This window comes from Streptomyces sp. NPDC000075, from assembly GCF_040301925.1.
In the GTDB taxonomy this organism is placed as follows: domain Bacteria; phylum Actinomycetota; class Actinomycetes; order Streptomycetales; family Streptomycetaceae; genus Streptomyces; species Streptomyces polychromogenes.
The window spans coordinates 169,181-185,388 of sequence record NZ_JBEPFL010000011.1; the positions used below are offsets into that span (position 1 = coordinate 169,181).

The 16,208-nt window shown below is 70.4% G+C and carries 18 protein-coding genes and 3 pseudogenes; 10 read left to right on the forward strand and 11 right to left on the reverse strand.

Annotated elements, in window-relative coordinates; genetic code table 11:
* Positions 1–3: 3 nt before the first annotated feature.
* Complete coding sequence (locus tag ABT403_RS15860; RefSeq protein ID WP_344152842.1) at positions 4–474, reverse strand: hypothetical protein; 471 nt, start codon at positions 472–474, stop codon at positions 4–6.
* Positions 475–550: 76 nt separating this feature from the next.
* The gene (locus tag ABT403_RS15865; RefSeq protein ID WP_344152845.1) at positions 551–1,657 is read right to left on the reverse strand and encodes a right-handed parallel beta-helix repeat-containing protein; all 1,107 of its coding nucleotides are present in this window, start codon (positions 1,655–1,657) and stop codon (positions 551–553) included.
* Positions 1,658–1,938: 281 nt separating this feature from the next.
* Between ABT403_RS15865 and ABT403_RS15870 the strand changes: the two genes are divergently transcribed.
* Positions 1,939–3,177 (forward strand): FUSC family protein, encoded by a 1,239-nt coding sequence (locus ABT403_RS15870; RefSeq protein WP_344152848.1) that lies wholly within the window; start codon positions 1,939–1,941, stop codon positions 3,175–3,177.
* 220 nt (positions 3,178–3,397) lie between these two features.
* The gene (locus ABT403_RS15875; protein WP_344152851.1) at positions 3,398–3,955 is read left to right on the forward strand and encodes an EF-hand domain-containing protein; all 558 of its coding nucleotides are present in this window, start codon (positions 3,398–3,400) and stop codon (positions 3,953–3,955) included.
* Positions 3,956–3,995: 40 nt separating this feature from the next.
* Here ABT403_RS15875 and ABT403_RS15880 read toward each other — a convergent pair whose 3' ends face one another.
* Both ABT403_RS15880 and ABT403_RS15885 read right to left on the reverse strand, forming a co-directional pair.
* Positions 3,996–4,415 carry a hypothetical protein gene (locus ABT403_RS15880; RefSeq protein ID WP_344152854.1) on the reverse strand — a complete coding sequence of 140 codons (420 nt, stop codon included), beginning with the start codon at positions 4,413–4,415 and terminating at the stop codon, positions 3,996–3,998.
* A complete protein-coding gene (locus ABT403_RS15885; protein WP_344152857.1) occupies positions 4,382–4,879 on the reverse strand; it encodes a MarR family winged helix-turn-helix transcriptional regulator in 498 nt (165 codons plus the stop codon). The genes ABT403_RS15880 and ABT403_RS15885 overlap by 34 nt, the downstream gene beginning before the upstream one ends.
* A gap of 92 nt (positions 4,880–4,971) precedes the next feature.
* Here ABT403_RS15885 and ABT403_RS15890 point away from each other — a divergent pair, with 92 nt between their 5' ends.
* A complete protein-coding gene (locus tag ABT403_RS15890; RefSeq protein ID WP_344152859.1) occupies positions 4,972–5,451 on the forward strand; it encodes a GNAT family N-acetyltransferase in 480 nt (159 codons plus the stop codon).
* A 135-nt stretch (positions 5,452–5,586) separates the two neighbouring features.
* Positions 5,587–5,790: a CsbD family protein gene (locus ABT403_RS15895; protein ID WP_344152862.1), complete on the forward strand. Its 204-nt coding sequence runs from the start codon at positions 5,587–5,589 to the stop codon at positions 5,788–5,790.
* 140 nt (positions 5,791–5,930) lie between these two features.
* Here the strand turns inward: ABT403_RS15895 and ABT403_RS15900 are convergent, their stop codons facing one another.
* Positions 5,931–6,383, reverse strand: coding sequence for a hypothetical protein (locus ABT403_RS15900; RefSeq protein WP_344152865.1), 453 nt, complete (start codon positions 6,381–6,383; stop codon positions 5,931–5,933).
* Positions 6,384–6,549: 166 nt separating this feature from the next.
* Here ABT403_RS15900 and ABT403_RS15905 point away from each other — a divergent pair, with 166 nt between their 5' ends.
* Complete coding sequence (locus ABT403_RS15905; protein ID WP_344152868.1) at positions 6,550–6,960, forward strand: ATP-binding protein; 411 nt, start codon at positions 6,550–6,552, stop codon at positions 6,958–6,960.
* Positions 6,961–7,342: 382 nt separating this feature from the next.
* Here ABT403_RS15905 and ABT403_RS15910 read toward each other — a convergent pair whose 3' ends face one another.
* The 3 genes from ABT403_RS15910 to ABT403_RS15920 form a co-directional block, all read right to left on the reverse strand.
* Positions 7,343–8,617: a GNAT family N-acetyltransferase gene (locus ABT403_RS15910; protein ID WP_344152871.1), complete on the reverse strand. Its 1,275-nt coding sequence runs from the start codon at positions 8,615–8,617 to the stop codon at positions 7,343–7,345.
* 183 nt (positions 8,618–8,800) lie between these two features.
* Positions 8,801–8,965, reverse strand: coding sequence for a hypothetical protein (locus tag ABT403_RS15915; protein ID WP_344152874.1), 165 nt, complete (start codon positions 8,963–8,965; stop codon positions 8,801–8,803).
* Between the two features lie 162 nt (positions 8,966–9,127).
* On the reverse strand, positions 9,128–11,035 hold the full coding sequence (locus ABT403_RS15920) for a hypothetical protein (protein ID WP_344152877.1): 1,908 nt from the start codon (positions 11,033–11,035) through the stop codon (positions 9,128–9,130).
* Positions 11,036–11,330: 295 nt separating this feature from the next.
* On the opposite strand from ABT403_RS15920, the gene ABT403_RS15925 reads away from it, so the two are divergent.
* Positions 11,331–11,825 carry a hypothetical protein gene (locus ABT403_RS15925; RefSeq protein WP_344152880.1) on the forward strand — a complete coding sequence of 165 codons (495 nt, stop codon included), beginning with the start codon at positions 11,331–11,333 and terminating at the stop codon, positions 11,823–11,825.
* 79 nt (positions 11,826–11,904) lie between these two features.
* Here ABT403_RS15925 and ABT403_RS15930 read toward each other — a convergent pair whose 3' ends face one another.
* Positions 11,905–12,036: a type 1 glutamine amidotransferase family protein gene (locus ABT403_RS15930; RefSeq protein ID WP_344152882.1), complete on the reverse strand. Its 132-nt coding sequence runs from the start codon at positions 12,034–12,036 to the stop codon at positions 11,905–11,907.
* A 53-nt stretch (positions 12,037–12,089) separates the two neighbouring features.
* A pseudogene (locus ABT403_RS15935) lies at positions 12,090–12,464 on the reverse strand (DJ-1/PfpI family protein); the annotation flags it as partial.
* A 44-nt stretch (positions 12,465–12,508) separates the two neighbouring features.
* Between ABT403_RS15935 and ABT403_RS39030 the strand changes: the two are divergent.
* Positions 12,509–12,659: pseudogene (locus tag ABT403_RS39030) on the forward strand (DJ-1/PfpI family protein); the annotation flags it as partial.
* 213 nt (positions 12,660–12,872) lie between these two features.
* On the forward strand, positions 12,873–13,544 hold the full coding sequence (locus ABT403_RS15940) for a hypothetical protein (RefSeq protein WP_344152884.1): 672 nt from the start codon (positions 12,873–12,875) through the stop codon (positions 13,542–13,544).
* Positions 13,545–13,622: 78 nt separating this feature from the next.
* On the opposite strand, the pseudogene ABT403_RS15945 reads toward ABT403_RS15940, so the two are convergent.
* A pseudogene (locus ABT403_RS15945) lies at positions 13,623–14,189 on the reverse strand (transposase family protein); the annotation flags it as partial.
* Positions 14,190–14,805: 616 nt separating this feature from the next.
* Between ABT403_RS15945 and ABT403_RS15950 the strand changes: the two are divergent.
* Positions 14,806–15,504, forward strand: coding sequence for a hypothetical protein (locus ABT403_RS15950; protein WP_344152885.1), 699 nt, complete (start codon positions 14,806–14,808; stop codon positions 15,502–15,504).
* A gap of 47 nt (positions 15,505–15,551) precedes the next feature.
* A complete protein-coding gene (locus tag ABT403_RS15955; protein WP_344152888.1) occupies positions 15,552–16,145 on the forward strand; it encodes a DUF998 domain-containing protein in 594 nt (197 codons plus the stop codon).
* Positions 16,146–16,208 lie beyond the last annotated feature (63 nt).

A 16,208-nucleotide genomic window follows, 5' to 3' on the forward strand; every position in this document is an offset into this window, starting at 1 on the left:
GCCCTAGGCCTCGGGGTCGGCAGATCTGCGTTTGTAGTGGCACGGGTAGGGATAGGGGTCCCCTCCGTCCGCGTAGACGGTCCCGTCCATCCGCAGCTCTCCACGCTCCACATAGAAATGCAGAATCTGGATGTCGTTGTGATTCTTGAAACTGAGCACCAGATAAGGCGGCAGGCCGGAATCCTTGTTGACGCCGTGCCACTCCCCGTCGGATGAACGGCGGGTCACCTGCGAGTCCGGGCCGGGACCGTCCCACTGGACCGGAAAGTCCTGGGCGGAAAAGGTGTAATCGTCACGCAGCCGAACCATCGGCGATCCGCACTTCGGCTCCCCGTCCCACCGGCCGACCAGTTCGGGATGAGTGACCGCCTCCGGTGTGATGACGGGTTTCTCCGCCCCGCAAGCGGCCGGGACGAGTGCCGTTACGGTGGCCGTCGCGAGGCTCGCGGTTATTCGAAGCACGTCGAATTTCACGCTGCCAGTATGCCGGGGCCCTGCACGTCCACCCGCGCCCGGGGGGAAGAGGAACGACCGCCCCCCTTCCGGCAGGTCAGGGCTTCGTGGTGGTCACCGTCGCGGTGAAGCCGCAGCACTCGAAGGTGCGGGTCCGGTCACCCGAGATCTTCGTGATCCGCACCTGGTCCAGCCGTGCGGTGGTGTCGACGGCCGAGGCGACGACCGCGACGCCGCCGACGCCGCCCCGGATGGTGTCCTTGACCGCGGTGAACCTGCCGTCCTGGAAGGCGATCCCGAAGTACTCGCTGTCGACGATGGTGTTGTGGCCGGTCTCCATCGTGCCGAAGGCATAGATGCCGAGCTGGTTGCCGACGAGACGGTTGCGGGTGACCTCCACCCCCGTGTTGGCCAGGATGCCGGCGTGCTGGAACTCGCTGAAGAAGTCCGGCCCGCAGCCCGGATCCGGCTCGCGGCAGGCGTTGTCGCTCACGGTGTTCTCATCGGCTCGTCCCGTCGCGTCGACGAACTCGATGCCGTCGGTGGAGAGGCGCTTCTGCCCGGTGACCACGTTGCGCAGCAGTGTGGCGTTCGAGGCCTGGTTGAGGACGACGATCCCGGCGCCCTGATAGTCCGTGATCTTCGAATCCCGGATGCTCGCCGACCCCGTGCCCGTGGGGAGGTCCCCGATGAGGACGGCGTTGGCGCTCCGGAAGCACGGGGCCATGGGGGTGTCCTTGATGTGGGACACCGCCGCGTGGCTCAGGTCCAGGTGCGCACCGCCCAGCACCCGGATGCCCGCTCCGAGCGCGCCGGCGGCGCAGGTGCCGGAACCCGGCCCGCTCACCGAGAGACGGGAGACCTTCACGCGCGCAGCGTTGTCGAGGAAGACGATCGAGTTGAGGCCGTCGGATCCCGTCACCAGATGCTCGGGAGCGAGGATGGTGGTCTTCCCGGCGCCCGCCCCCGTGAGGGTGAGGTCCTTGTGGATCGTCAGCTGCTCGCGGTAGACGCCGGCACGGACGGCGATGCGGTCCCCGGGGTGCGCCGCGTCGACCGCGGACTGGACCGTCGGGTAGGCCGTCGACGGAACCACCAGTTCGCGTGGCTGTGAGGCCGCGGACGAGGGCGCGTAGGAGCCGAGGGCCGCCCATGCGAGCAGTGTGCCGAGGGCCACCGCGCAACGGCTGCGGAAGGGGGTCATCGCGGTTTCCTCCCGGAGGAAAGGGCCGGCTGCGAGGGCCGCTCGGCGCCGTGGCAGAGGTGGCGCCCCGGCGGGAACGGCCGGTGCGCCACGGGTACCCGAGCACAGACGGGCACCGTCGGCGGAGGGCCGTGCCGCAGGGGTGGGCCGATCGGAGCAGCGGGACCACACGCCAAGGCGCATCCTGCGCGGGGTCGGGTCCTCCGGCCTCGGCCCCGGCCCCGTTACTGGCCCCCTGTCCGCCGCGTGATCACGGCCGCCGACGGGGAAGAGGCGAAGGTATGCCCGACCTCGCGAGGCCCTTCCGCCGCTTCCGCCCCCTCCGCCACCTCCCGCGCCGCCTGGCCGCCAGACGGCGGGACCCCGTGGTGGTGCAGAGCGTACGGTCCACCGGGGCCGCCGTCCTCTCGTACGTGGTCGCGCTGCGGCTCAGCAACGAGCCCGCACCGCTGACGGCCCCGCTCACCGCCCTGCTCGTCGTCCAGGTCACCCTGTACTCCACCCTCACCACCGGGGTGCGCCGCGTGAACTCCGTCGTGGCCGGGGTACTGGTGGCGGTCGGGTTCAGCGCGCTCGTGGGACTGACCTGGTGGAGCCTCGGGCTGGTCATCCTGGCCTCGCTGGTCGTCGGGCACCTGGTCAGGGTGGACGAGTTCGTCCCCGAGGTGGCGATCAGCGCGATGCTGGTCCTCGGCGTCACCCGGGTGGCCGACACGGCCTGGGACCGGGTGCTGGAGACGCTCATCGGCGCGGTGGTCGGACTGGCCTTCAACCTGCTGTTCGCCCCGCCCGTCTGGGTGGAGCCCGCCGGCCGGGCGATCGACGACCTGGCCGCCCGCATGGCCGCGCTGATGACCGGCATGGCCGACGAACTCACCGGCCGCACCACCGTCGCCGAGGCCGCCACCCGGCTGCACGAGGCCCGCCGGCTCGACAACGACATCGCCGGGGTGGACGCCGCGCTGCGCCAGGCGGAGGACAGCCTGCGCATGAACCCCCGCGTCCGGGAGGGGCTGATGTTCCGGCTGGTCCTGCGCACGGGCCTGGACACCCTGGAGATCTGCGCGGTCGTGCTGCGCGTCTCGGCCCGGGCCCTCACCGACCTGGCGAAGGCCCGCACGGACGAGCCGCTGTTCTCCCCGCCGGTGACCCGCGCCCTGCAGGACCTGTTCGGCCACATGGCGCTCGCCGTCCACAGCTTCTCCCGGCTGATCACCGCCCAGGTCACCACCAACGCCGAGGAGCAGGAGGACCGGCTCACCCGGGAACTGGGCATGGCACGCCAGGCCCGCGACCGGCTGGCGCACCTCCTGCTGGAGCAGCTGCGGACCGAGCCGGGACACTGGCAGCTGCACGGCGCCCTGCTCGCCGACGTCGACCGGGTGCTCGACGAGCTCGACGTGGACAAACGCTCCCAGCGCCTCATGGAGGAACTGGACCGCCACTCCCGCCTGCGCCGCGAGGGCGGCACCGCCGTGCGCCGCGCCCTGCGCCGGGCGCGCAGGCCCAGCGGTCCTTGAGGAGGGCGCGGGCGAAACCGCCGAACCGCGACGGCGCCGTGGCGCCCTGACGCCGCCGCCGGGCGGAGCGGAGGGAGACGGCCATGAGCCCGGCCGGACCCGGCGGCGCCCCGCCAACCCCACGCCCGCGGTGGCGAGGCCCTTCCACTGTGTCGCCCGATCGTGGCTCCCCACGGCGACCGGCCTCCGGGCCCGCGGCGCCTGCGCTACGTTCACCGCCATGGACATCCTGCGCGAGAAGATCAGCCACGGCTTCGATCTGCTGGACGCCGACGGCGACGGGGCCCTGACCGAGGCCGACCACGTCATCATGGGCGACCGGGCCGCCGACCAGCTCGGGTACGCCCGCGGCTCGGCCGAGCACGCACGCATGGTCGACGCCTACGTCGCGGTCTGGCGCGACCTGCACGCCCCGTACGTCGGCGGGGCCGGCGGTCGCATGACCAAGCGGGAGTTCGTCACGAGCACCCTGACCCTGGCCGCCGACCCCGAGGCCGCGGCCACCACCGTCGGCGCGCTCGCCCGGGCGTTCTTCGCCATCGCCGACGCCGACGGCGACGGCCGGGTCAGCAGGACCGAGTTCGACGCCTTCCAGCGCAGCCACTTCCCGGGGATCGGCCAGGCGGACCTGGACGCGGCGTTCGCCCACCTGGACCGCGACGGCGACGGTGCCCTCGACCCGGCCGAGTTCGAGTCCGCCGTGGTCGAGTACTGGTCCAGCACCGACCCCGCCGCCCCGGGCAACTGGTGGATGGGGCGGCCCGACGCCCGGGCGTGACGCCCCCCTCACACCGGGACCGGTGACGGAGGGGTCACGGTCACGCCCTGCCTTCCAGGATGCTTTTGAGGGTGGCCAGTTCGGTGTCCACGAGGGCGGTCTGCTCGTCGAAGTAGGCGTCCGTGAAGGCGGGCGGCTGGAAGAAGGTCATCATGAACTCCGTACCGTCGCCGTTGGCGACGACGCGAGCGGGGACCTGCCAGGACGCCTGCTCGTCGACGTAATCGTGGTCGAGGAGGCCGCGTGCGGCGTCGGCGCGGATGCGGAGGCGAGCGGGCCCGTGCGGGGTGGTCATCAGCCACCAGTCGGGGTCGCCGGAGGGTTCGACGGCCTTGACGTTGACGACGGCCCAGGCGGGCCAGTTCGCGGGATCGCGGAGGAAGTCGAAGACCTCCGCGACGGGCCGGTCGATGCCGACGGTCTTGGTCACCGAGCGGGCGGTGGCGTGGCTGTGGTCCATGGCGGGGTCTTTCCGGGGGCAGGGGGGTCGGGCGGGACCTCGCCGACCAGACCACGGATCCAGTCCTCCAGCAGGAGGCGCTGGTCCGGGTCGAGGTGGGCGAAGAAGTGGGCGTCGTTGAGATCGGCGATCTCCGCGAGGCGCGGGGTGAGCTCGCGGCCGGCCTCGGTGAGGGTGAGCCGCATGATGCGCCGGGATCCGGGGTCGCTTTCGCGGGACATCAGCCCCTTGGCGATCAGCCGGTCGACCAGGCGGGAGACCGCGCCGGCGTCGATGCCGACGTAGCGGGCCACCTCGCGGGTGGTGCTGGCGTCGTCACGATGGACGGTGATGAGGACCGCCCACTGCGAGACGGTCACCCCGTGTTCCGCGAGCTGTTTCTCGAAGCGGCCGTGGACCTCGTCGGAGAGCCGGCGCAGCCAGTACCCGAGGTGGTCACGAAGACCGCTGCTTGATGCTGTCACCCTCCCAGCATTAATGCCTGGACAACTGTTGTCAAGACAACGAAAATGGGAGCCCAGCGGCCCCGAGGGAAGACGAGGAAGGACGAGTAAGGATGCAGATCGCGAGAGATGACCTCTCCGGACCCGAGATCGCCGGGTTCCTCGACGAGCACGTCCGCCAGATGCGGTCCATCTCGCCCCCGGAGAGCAAGCACGCGCTCGATCTCGATGCCCTCCGCGCACCCGGGATCACGTTCTGGACGGTGCGCGACCACGACGTCCTGGTGGGCTGCGGCGCGCTCAAGGAGCTGGACGCGGGACACGCCGAGCTGAAGTCGATGCGCACCACGGCGGCACGCAAGCGGAGCGGGATCGCGTCGCTGCTGCTGGAGCACATCATCACCGAGGCCGCGCGCGCGGGCTTCACCCGGCTGAGCCTGGAGACCGGCACCGCGGAGTTCTTCCTCCCGGCAAGGAGGCTGTACGAGAAGTTCGGGTTCGTCCCCTGCGAGCCGTTCGCGGACTACCGGCCCGACCCGAACAGCACATTCATGACGAGAAGGCTGTGGACGGCCCCGACGCCCCGGTCTTGACGGCCGGGCCGCCCGGTCGGCGCGACCGCATCGGGGCACGGTGAGCACCGTGACCTCCTCCCGACGCGCGCATCCTCCCGATCTCGCCTAGCTTGTCCAGCGACCGACCGTTTTCCGGAAAGGGAGTGTTTCCTCATGGCGGACAAGGCCAAGGGCAAGATGGAGCAGGCCAAGGGCAAGGCCAAGGAAGTCGCGGGCAAGGCGACCGGCAACGAGCGCATGCAGGCCGAGGGGAAGACGGACCAGCTCAAGGGCAAGGTCCGCGAAGCCGCCGACAAGGCGGAGGAGCAGGCCCGCGGGATCAAGGACTCGCTGCGCGACCGCCGCCAGGAACCCTGAGCCCGTCACGACCGCACGATGAGCACCGCGGCAGGTCCCCGGCAGCGCACGCCGGGGACCTGCCGTGCGTACCGGACGCCGTACGCGGCGGGCGAGCACCGGCCGTGGAGGAGGACCATCCGGCTCCACACCTGATCACGTCACCAGGCCGGAGGCCGGGACCGGTCACCGCCCTCGATCTCCTCCGGCCAGTCGACGGGCCCGCAGTCCGTCCGGCTCAGGATTCCGGGATCCGGCGCGTAGCCCTCCTGCGGCGGTCCGGACCACCAGGCCCGTCGGGTATGCGGAAGGGGTACCTCCCGCAGCCTGCCGCCGTGGATCATCCAGAGGCCGAAGCAGTCGTCCTCCTCGTCGTGGATCAGCACCTGCACCGTCTCCGGACGAGGCCACGGCAAGGACTCCAAGTGCTTCAACAGCCCCGATCTCCAGCTCATGTGCTCGAATTCCGCACCCCAGCCGAAACCCCAGTCACCGCCCGGGCGCATCTCGGAGAAGCAGCCCACCCAGGTACGAGTACGGTCGGGCCGCGTCAGCGGCCTCATCACCTCGTCCGCGTCCTGGGCCAGCACGATGACCTCAGCGATTCTGCTCATGCCCCGGAGTATCGCCGCCGATCACGGGTCTGACGCAACCGGATTGGGCTGCTGGGCACCGCGATCGGCGGCGATGCCCGCCGGACGACGGTACGTCCCCCGCCGGCGGTGACCCCGGGCGCCTCCGGGGCACACGAGGGGTGTACCGGCCGATGGGAGGAGAGACATGACGCAGGACCGCTCAGTGAGGGCTGTCGGATGGGCGCGTTCGCTGCCCGTCACCAGCGGCGTGAAGGCCGCGAGGGAATGGTCGCGCGAACACCTGAGGGCGCTCGGATGGGAACGGACGGCGCCGGACCTGGTGGACTCGGTCGTGCTGACGGTGTCCGAACTGGTCACCAACGCACATGTCCACGCCCGCAGCGGCGCCCAGCTCATCCTCGTCTGGGACGGCCGGTGTCTGCACGTCACGGTGCACGACGCGTCGAGCCGTGTGCCCGAGCAGCGCCGCCCCGACGACGGAGCCCTCGGGGGACGCGGGATGCTCCTGGTCGACGCCCTCGCCGACGGGTGGCAGGCGCGCCCCTGCCCCAGGGGCAAGGACGTCATCGCCTGCTTCCAACCGCCCGCGCGGTGACGCCCGGTGTGAGCCGGGCCGGTGCGGCCGGCCGGGCGGGGCGGGCGCGCTCGGCCCGGCCGGACCCAGCATGTACTCCTCGTAGCGGGCGAGCCCCAGGACGGCACACATCAGCAGGGGCGGTACGAGCAGCGCCAGGAACAGCACGGCGGGACTACCTGCGCCGGGTCAGCGTCGCCACCAGGACGAGAACGGCGAAGGCCATCACCAGCAGGTGGAGCCAGACGGGACCGGACTGGGCGGCCCAGGCCGAAGGCACGATCGGATTCGGAGTCCTGCACCGCGCATGCCCCCGCACCACACGGTGACACGGACGTGGCCGCCGGCATCCAGACGGTGACGGCGACGGTGACGGCGACGGCGACGGCACACCGACCGGTCGTCAGAACCAGTGCAGGCAGTGCGGGGAGCGCTCGGTCCGGAACAGGGTGTCCGCGAGGGCGGCCGCGCCCGGGTGGTGGGCCCTGATGTGCCCGGCGCGCACGAGGGTGCTCGGGGCGGTGCCGCCGAGGTAGACCGAGCCCAGGTCGCTCACGTCCAGGGACAGGTCGGGCTCCCGGTCCGTCGGGACGCAGTCGGCCTTGCCGCCCCGGACGGTCAGCAGGTGACGGCCGTGCTCGCCGAGGAACCGGTCCTCGACGTCGAGGACGATCTCGCCGTCCGCGAACCAGCCGCGCGCGGTCAGCGCCCCCGGCACGTCCAGCAGCCGCACCCAGAGCCAGTCGCCGGCTCCCGTCACCTCGCCGCCCCGGAAGTCCTCCAACTGCCAGCGCAGCGGGTGGTCGGTCGGGACGTGCTTGAAGGAGACCTGGTTGACGAGGTCGTGCTCCAGCAGGAACCGGGCCAGGGCCGTGTGGACGGCGTCGTCGGCGGTGATGATCTCGTCGACCTTCATCGTCCTGGAGGCTCCGGGCTCGATCGTGTAGCTCGCGTACCCGTCCGGGACGCCGTCGGCGTCCCGGTGGACGGCGACGTACCGAGGCGTGGGAGAGATCGGGGGCTGCCCCGCGCGCAGGGACCACCAGCGGTGCGGACGGGACAGCGCGCCGGGCTGTGAGCGGCGGTACCGGTCGTAGACCTCCTCCAGGACCTCGGCGCACTCGCCGCTGCGCACCACCTTGACCGAACCGCTCGCCGCACCCGTACCGCTCGCCGCCCCCGAACCCGCCCCCGTACCCGTGAGCGGATCGTCGTTCCCGCCGCGCGCCCGGGGAACGGCGAGCGCCGCCCGGTGGCGCGGCACCGTCAGCCCCGCCGTGTACGTCGCCGGCCCGTAGCCGAACCTGCGGTAGATGAGGGCCTCGGAGGCCAGCAGCACGGAGAGGAACTCCCCGCGGGCGCGCAGCTCGGCGAGCTGATGCCGCATCAGCGCACTGAGCGTGCCCCGGCGCCGGTGGGAGGGCAGCACGCCCACGGCGGTCACCCCGGAGACGGGGACGAGGGTCTCGCCGGGAAGGGTGAGCTCGAACGAGTAGGCGCCGGCGGTGCCGACGGGCTGCCCGTCCTCCGTCACGGCGAAAAGGCACCGGTCCATCTCGAGCGCCGACCACCAATGTCCGCCCCCGTCGACCGGGGGTTCCGGGTAGAACCCGAACGCGGCGAGCATCGTGTCGACGAAGACGTCGAAGTCCTGGTCGGTCGTGTGACGGATCTCCATGCGCGCCCGCTGCCTTCCCCCGGTACCGGCACCACCGCTCGCGGTGCCCCGCCCCAGTGCAACGCCGGCCCGCGACCGGGTCAACCGAATTACGGCCAGCAGGTTCAGCGCGGTCTTCCGCAGCAGTGCGGGATCACCCGCGACCGGTCCGGGCTCCGCCCACAGGCGCGCTTCCTGTCTCCGTCACTCGGCTTTACTCCGCAGGCGTCCGACCGGCGAGTGAGCACGGATTTCGTCGGTCTCCAAGGACACGCGCTTGTGCTGGCCGGCGAGCACAACGGTTCGCCCGCCAAGCCCGGCGACGGTCGTGGGCCAGCCGGACCAGCCGTCCACCTGGAAGTTCTTCACGCCGAGCCTCCGCTCTGGGTGCTCCGTACCCGGCAGGACCGGCGATTCCGGGCACTTGAGCTGGGAGGATACCGTTCGCCGGAGGCGCTACAACCCGCTACAACCCGCACCAGCCGGGCCGCACACATTCCCGCCACGTTCCGATTACCGATCGAGGTGAGGTCATCCGATCTTCCGCCATGTGTCCGCGCCGATCACTTTTTTACGAACGTACAGGAGAGCGCCCTTCGCTCTGCCGGTCAGTTCCTTACCGAAGTTCTTGAGGCCGAAGTAAGACTGCTGCCTGAACATGCTGTAGGTGATTGCGGAAAGGAGCCACGGAGATACCGTAAGCGCATCGGACGCCAGAGTGTCAGAATCAGAGGTAAGGACAAGACCGAGAGATCCGGTGAAAGCGACGATCATTTGCAGGGCGATATCGCTGAGTGTCATGACCAAACATCCGGCCCCGAGCCCGAGCAGCACGCCGACGGTCATGCGAACCGGATCAACCGGGCCACCTGACAGCAAGAGGCCGGTGGGGACCGACATGACTGACGCGCAGAGGAAGGCGATATTCCACGGAACTAGGAGTGTTGTCAGATTCCGACTCTCCCGCAGGACCTCATTCTTCTCGCAGGCTTTCACTCCTGGTGCCGGATCCGGGAGGGTCAGTGGAGACGCGCGGTTCTCGATGCGCGGAGAACCCAGGTAGTCAAGGAGGAGTCGCACGTGCCTCTTTCTACGGAGAGCCCCGGGGAAGATGAACCAGTTGTCATCGTCCTTCGCACTGCAGAAGCTGGTTCCTTCGAGAAGCCATGTCATCAGGACGAACATGACGCCGAAGCAGTGGAAAAAGACCGAAGCGACAACGGAAAGTGCGCTGTACGGCGGTTCTGATGCGGTGAACGCTCCCACCAGGAACCGAATAGCGTAACCCGCGCCGACACTGAACCAGAGAGATCGCGCGGCTGCGGGATGCTCGGCCTCGCAGGTGCGGAGCGCCTCATATACGACAGCAAAGAAGAAGACCGCCGCCACGAGGATGAGGACGGCTCCGAGGCGACCGAGCGCGAGGCCGACCACAAGGGCGGCCAGGAGCCGAAGCACGGCGACGGAAAGGCTGGAATATACGACGAATCGCGCGTGCCTTCGGGATTCAACCTGCGGGAGGCGGAGGCGCTCCGTGCTCAGCGGGTGCAGGTTGTCGTCCGACAGGCCGCGGATGTCGTTCCACTGGTATCGGGCCGAGTAGACGAGAAACTCCGTGACCACCACCGAGATGAGCAGGTTCGTCCAGTGGAAGTCACGCCCTTGTCCCCAGGACGTGGCGATGAAAGCCAGCGGGATGAACAGCCACTTCACCCAGTCCTCAGGCCGTGGTACCAGCAGATACGCGGCCAGGCTCCGGCCGTTGGACGTCTGCAACGAAGCACCCTCGAAGAGGCTGTGCTCCTGGCGGACGGCAAAGCGCCGGGCGATCCGGATGAACGTGCTTCGTGCGCCGAGAGTGACTGAGGCGACGTCGAAAACAAGGAACGCGAAGGCGGTGCCGTACACGATCAGCATCGGAACGCGATACGGCTTGGAAAAATCGAGGGCGATGTATACGGTCAGACCGGCGAACGCGAGGAACGTGATCAGCATGATCAGGATTGCGAGGATCCGGTACCCGCCCCTTCCCCTTCGCAGAGTCGCCAGCTCGGCCAGCAGCCCGGCGTATGAGGGCGGTCGAATCTCCGCAACCGTCGCGAGCTCGGGCAGTGGCGTTTCCGCGTAGTCTCTGAGTTCCTTTTCCAAAGCCCTCATGTAATAACTGCGCAACGCTGCTGATGCGCCGAGGATCTGCAGGAGGGCGAGCGCGGCAAAAGGGATGGAAGGTGCTGCGGCAAGCAGTTCCGGCGGGAGGTTCGTGCAATCGTCTGCCGAATTCACTTGGCACGTTGCGCTCAGAAGCGTGGCAAGACCGGCCAGCAGCGCCACCGTGATGGCCGCCACAGCCACCTGGATGTTGAAAAACGTCCGCTCGTCCTCGCGCGCCATGGTGTAGTCGAGTACGAGCACATCGAACTGTTTGCGCGGGTTCGCCATCGCCGAAATCCTCCCAGCCGGACTGCAGGCGGTCGAGCAGTATCAGCCGCGGTAGGACGACGCCACCGTCCAGCCCGTGCCGCAGGGGCCGGTCACCCGGTTGCGGGGACCCGCCGCGGCGAGCTGCGGGTTGCGTCAGCTCGACGCATGATGGAGGCGAGTGGTGGAATCCCCAGGGGTTGGATCGAGCGAACCCTCCGGCCCTCCTGCCGCTGAACCTGGCGCGGCCTGCCGGCCCGCCACGTCCGAGGGAGTCGCAGTGGCGCACCGTCAAGCAACCGTGAGAGCCGGCGCTGTGCTCGCGATCAGCCTGATTTTCAGCCTCTTCGGCACATCGGGTGCTCCAACCGCCCTGGGCGCGCCCGAAGCCGCGTCCCAACCCGCGCAGACGGTGACGGTACGTGTGGTGAGGCTGACCGGGTTCGAGCAGATCCGCGGAAACCCCGCGTGGATCGCCCGCGACCAGCAGCGGCTGTCAGGGTCCGTGTGGCAGTTCAACCCGGACGGCACGTTCGCCTGGTCGACGACGGATGTACGAACCGACCTGCTACCGGTCCGGGGTACGTACACGGCTTCCGGGTCTCAATGGAGTTTCGCGGGTCACAACTCGACCGCTATCGGCGGCAGCAGTGCTTTCATCGAGATCACTGGAAACTTTGATGTGTCCCGGTCCGAAATGAGGATGGCCGTAGCGTCCGGTGCCGGCTATGGCGCGGTGGTGAACGGGCAGGCGTTCGGTTCCAGCGCGAGCAGTGCCTACCAAGGCGTCATGGCGGTGGCGGCCCAGTAGTTCGCCGGACGTCGCCCCGATACCCGACGCCCAGGCGAATACAGCCGGGCCTCGTGCCGCAGGCCCGCGTGGCCGCCGTCTACACGTACTCCATCTGGCGGGCGGTGCGACGGGCGAGGCGCTCGCCGAAGAGCCGGCCCACGATGTGCAGGCTGGCGTCGATGCCCGCGCTGATCCTCGCAGAGGTGACGATGTCGCCGTCGTCGACCACCGGACGTCGGTGTGCAACCGGATGTCGGGCCGGCGCCGGGCCAGTTCCTCCCGGTCCTCCCTGTGGGTCGTGGCCGGACGCCCGTCCAGAGCCCCGGTGGCGGCCAGCAGGAAGGCCCCGGTGCAGATGCTGAACGTCAGTGAGAAGGTCTTCCGGCGCCGGGCGAGCCAGTCGATGACCTCCGCGTCCCTCAAGACCGCCGTGGTGACGCCGCCGGGGATCACCAGCACGTCGAAGGGCGGATCCTCGTCGAGGATGTGGTCCGCGACGATCCGCAGTCCGCCGCGGGCACGGACCGGCCGCCTGGTCGCCGCGACCGTCAGCACGCGCAGCAGCAGGGGCTCGTCGGAGACGAGCATGCCGAACGTCAGCGGAGCACCAGGCGCCGAGACCCCCGGGGCGCACCGGGTCGTGGGCGGCCTCGACATCGTGGTGCACCACGGCCTCGGCCGGCTCCGGCATGCCGACGCCGGCACCGTCCCGGGAGGTATCCATCTGCAGCGGCGCGTTCGCCCTGGCCGCCGCGGGCCTGCTGGACGGGAGGGAGGCGACGACGCACTGGCGGCACGCCCGTCGGCCTCCAGGAACGCCATCCGGAGGTGACGGTGAACGCGTCGGTGCTCTAGGGCGAGTATTGAGTCGTGATCAGCGGGTGGTTCGGGTGAGGCGCGCCTGGGCCGAATGGCCGCGCCACTGCGACCCAGGGTGGTGCGCGCAGCGGGTGCACGCGTGTCCGGAGCCGGCTCCCAGCCGGTGCGGGCCATGCTCGGTGCGTGAGCGAGGCCCTGCCGTTGGGCGGACAGGGTCCCGACGGTGACATCGAAAGGCAGCGGTGGATGAGTCCCACCCGGATCCGAGCGGCCCTGGCCTGCGCCGCTCTGGCGACCGTACTGACGACCCTGGGAAGCGGCACGGCTCACGCGGACAAGGGCTGGGAGGAGACCGCGGCGCAAGGGGTGACGGCACCGACCCCGTCCGACGGAGGAAACCACTGCCTCTCCTCGGAGGGGGTCGACATCAATGCGCGGCTGTCGATCCGGGAGCCGATCATCGGCCCGCCCAACTGCCGCGTCGCAGTGGCGTGGAAGCCGTGGGTACGGGTCTTCCCGAGCTGGGGCACGGCCGCCGACGCGGCCACCGCCGTCTATCCGGCGGGGTACACACCCTCGCTGCCGAAGCCCTTCGACGACTTCCTCCTGAAGTTCCTTGGCGTCCGCATCACCCAGGACATCGGCACCCCGCAGGAACGGAGCTACTCCTTCGGCCCCGAGGTCCTGCGTCTGGTGACGATCGAGGAGGGGTTGCCCTTCGGTAACTTCGCGTCGCCCGCGCTGCCTGGCCTCAGGCCCGGTACGCACACGACCACGGTGTTCTTCAGGATGGCCTTCGAGCACTGCGACGGGGTCGGCACCGTTCGGGAGGAGAACTGCCTCCCCGCGGGCGAGACCCAGTACACGGGCAACACGCCGTTCGAGGTCGTCAAGAAGCATGCCCCCGACGCCGGTTGACCTAGGGCGCGTATGTGGTCGTGATCAAGCGCTGGTTCTGGTGAGGTCTTTGATCCAGATCATTGCGCCGCGAAGGTGGGACGAGTAGGCCTTGTCCCCGGCGACCGTGTCGGGCCGGGTCCTGGGACGGCCGACCGGCCCGCGGACCCGGACTTTCCGCAGCACGAGGACGAATTGCGGGCTGTCGGCGGCCTGCCCCTCGGTCAGCACGAACGCCAGCGGGCGACACCTGCGCTCGCCGGCTATGTGGACCTTGCTGGTCTGCCCGCCTCTGGAGCGTCCGAGCAGAGCAGTCTTCAGGCGGAGCTTGCGCCGGCGTCGGATGCGCCGCCGCTCTTGCCGTTCCGGGTCGTCCTGCCCGTCTTGTTCCGGCGGGCCTCCCCTTTTTGCCGGGCCTTCTCCGCCTCCTCGGCGGCCCTCTCCAAGGCGGCCAAGGCGTCGGGCTCCAGGTGCATCCCGGCGGCGTCGTGATGGGCCCGGACGGTGGTGGAGTCCACGCTCACGCCACTGGCTGCCGGTCTTGAAGTGCCAGATCACGTCCTCGAACTGCTGGCGCAGCCGTTCGGGGTACGGGCCGTACTCGCCGATCGGCAGGTACGGCTCGATGAACTCCCATTCCACATCCGATAGTTGCACTCGCGTCACGGCATACGGTCTACCGGGTCAGGCCGCGTCGCGAGGACAACTTCCCAGAATGATCACGACCAAATACGCGCCCTAGGTCGGCCACGGCTCGGTCGTCACCGCCGCCGGCACAGTGGCCGGCATCGACGCCTGCCTGCACCTCATCCGCAAGGACCACGGCTCCGATGTCGCCGCCCGGGTGGCGCGCGGCATGGTCGTGACCGCACACCGCGAGGGCGGCCAGGCCCAGTTCGCGGAACACCCGGTGAGCAGGGCGCCGGCCGACGACCTGGTCGCCAGCGCCGTGCGGTACGCGCTGGACAACCTCCACCGGCGGCTCACCGTCAACGAACTGGCCGGTATCGCGCACCTGTTGGTGCGGCAGTTCGAGCCTACCGGCGCCAGTTCCGACCCTGACCGGCAGTCCTTCCGCCCCCGGTCCGGTCCTCGGGGCGCCGTAGGATCCGCCGCATGTCCGAGACGGCGCCGCCGCCGTCATCCCCGTGGCACTCCCACCACGCCGCTTGCTAGGTTATGGCCCGCTCGGCGTAATGGACATGCCAAGCATCGCCGCCGGAGACGACCCGAGCCGCACCAGGCGCGACGGGCGGCCTCCCGACCGGGAAGGTTCGCCGACATGCTGGCCCAGCGCAAGACCCATGTCCTGATACTCATCTGCCTCTGGGCTGCGTTCAGCGGGGTGCTGACGCCGTTCCTCGGCCCATGGGGCGCCGTGATCGCCGGGGCGGGCGCGACCCAGCTCGCCTATCGCATCGCCAGACCTCTGCTGGCCGACGCGAAGAGCCTGTGGGCCACCGGCATGATCTTCACCTGGGTGGGCGCGATCGCGCTCACCGTCCATGACTGGCGCATCGTCGGCGCCGGCACCGGCATCGTGGAGTCGCTGTGCCTGGCGTTCGTCGCCGCCGCCGGGACCGTGTGGCTGGTCCGCAAGGCGAAACTGGGAGTGGCCGCCTTCCAGGCCGAGTTCAAGGCCTCGTCCCTCAAGGCCGCCGAGATCAGGGAGCGCGCCGCAGCCGAACGGGCCGAACGGAGCGCCGGCCGGCCCGAAGGGTTCGACGGGCTGGGGCTGCGCCGGTCGGCCCGGCTGGGCTCTCTCACCACCACCCTGCTGGATCACGCCCGTAAGACGGTCGCCGAGGGCCGTCCGGCCGAGGGCGCCGTCGCCGACGTCCGCGCGAAGCTGGCCAAGGACCCCGGCCTGCTGCCGCTCCTGCACTACAACGTGGGCAGGGCCGAGGTGGACGACACCGTACGAGCGGCCGCGGCGGCCCTGCTCGCCGAGGTGGCCGGGCCGCCGCCGCAGTCCCTGTAGAGCCCGTCTCCGCCGCGCCCGCGCCGCGAGCGGCGGGGTGGTGGGCCGTGGCCGGTGGCGTGGCGGCGGGGCCGCTGTTCCTGGCCGCCGGGCTCGCCCAGGGACTCGCGCGGGACGGCTTCGACTTCACGCGGAACGCCATCAGCCAGCTCGCCCTCGGCGAGGCGGGCTGGATCCAGACGGCGAGCTTCGTGCTCACCGGCGCACTGCTGATCGCCTGCGCGGCCGGCCTGCGGCAGACCCTGCGCGGCGGCCCCGGCGGCACGTCGGGGCCGGCCCTGGTCGGGGTTTTTGGCGTCTCCTTCTGGCTCGCGGCCGCGTTCCCGGCCGACCCCGGGGCGGGCTTCCCGGCCGGGGCGCCCGAGGCGACCGTGATGAGCGGTCACGGCGCCGTCCACATGTTCGGCGGGATGGTCGGCTACCTCGCCCTGTGCGCCGCGTTCCTCGTCCTGGCCCGTCCGCTCGCGGCCCGGGGCCTGCGGGGCTGGGCCGTGGCGTCCCGCGTCGTCCCCGTGGCCGTACTCGCCGGCTTCATGGCCTCGGCCGCCTCGGTCCTGGCGTTCACCGTCGGGGCCGGCCTCGGTCTGCTGTGGCTGAGCGCGGTGACGGCCCGCCTGGCGGGCGGCCCGGCGGGACGCTAGGGGTCCGGCGGCATCGGTGCCCCCGCCCCGACCGGCCCCGTCAGACGAACCGTCGTCCGCGCC

Coding starts and splice junctions, on each gene's coding strand:
- ABT403_RS15865 (WP_344152845.1), bottom strand. CDS start 1,657: ATGACCCCCTTCCGCAGCCGTTGCGCGGTGGCCCTCGGCACACTGCTC.
- ABT403_RS15870 (WP_344152848.1), top strand. CDS start 1,939: ATGCCCGACCTCGCGAGGCCCTTCCGCCGCTTCCGCCCCCTCCGCCAC.
- ABT403_RS15875 (WP_344152851.1), top strand. CDS start 3,398: ATGGACATCCTGCGCGAGAAGATCAGCCACGGCTTCGATCTGCTGGAC.
- ABT403_RS15880 (WP_344152854.1), bottom strand. CDS start 4,415: ATGGACCACAGCCACGCCACCGCCCGCTCGGTGACCAAGACCGTCGGC.
- ABT403_RS15890 (WP_344152859.1), top strand. CDS start 4,972: ATGCAGATCGCGAGAGATGACCTCTCCGGACCCGAGATCGCCGGGTTC.
- ABT403_RS15895 (WP_344152862.1), top strand. CDS start 5,587: ATGGCGGACAAGGCCAAGGGCAAGATGGAGCAGGCCAAGGGCAAGGCC.
- ABT403_RS15900 (WP_344152865.1), bottom strand. CDS start 6,383: ATGAGCAGAATCGCTGAGGTCATCGTGCTGGCCCAGGACGCGGACGAG.
- ABT403_RS15905 (WP_344152868.1), top strand. CDS start 6,550: ATGACGCAGGACCGCTCAGTGAGGGCTGTCGGATGGGCGCGTTCGCTG.
- ABT403_RS15910 (WP_344152871.1), bottom strand. CDS start 8,617: ATGGAGATCCGTCACACGACCGACCAGGACTTCGACGTCTTCGTCGAC.
- ABT403_RS15920 (WP_344152877.1), bottom strand. CDS start 11,035: ATGGCGAACCCGCGCAAACAGTTCGATGTGCTCGTACTCGACTACACC.
- ABT403_RS15940 (WP_344152884.1), top strand. CDS start 12,873: ATGAGTCCCACCCGGATCCGAGCGGCCCTGGCCTGCGCCGCTCTGGCG.
- ABT403_RS15950 (WP_344152885.1), top strand. CDS start 14,806: ATGCTGGCCCAGCGCAAGACCCATGTCCTGATACTCATCTGCCTCTGG.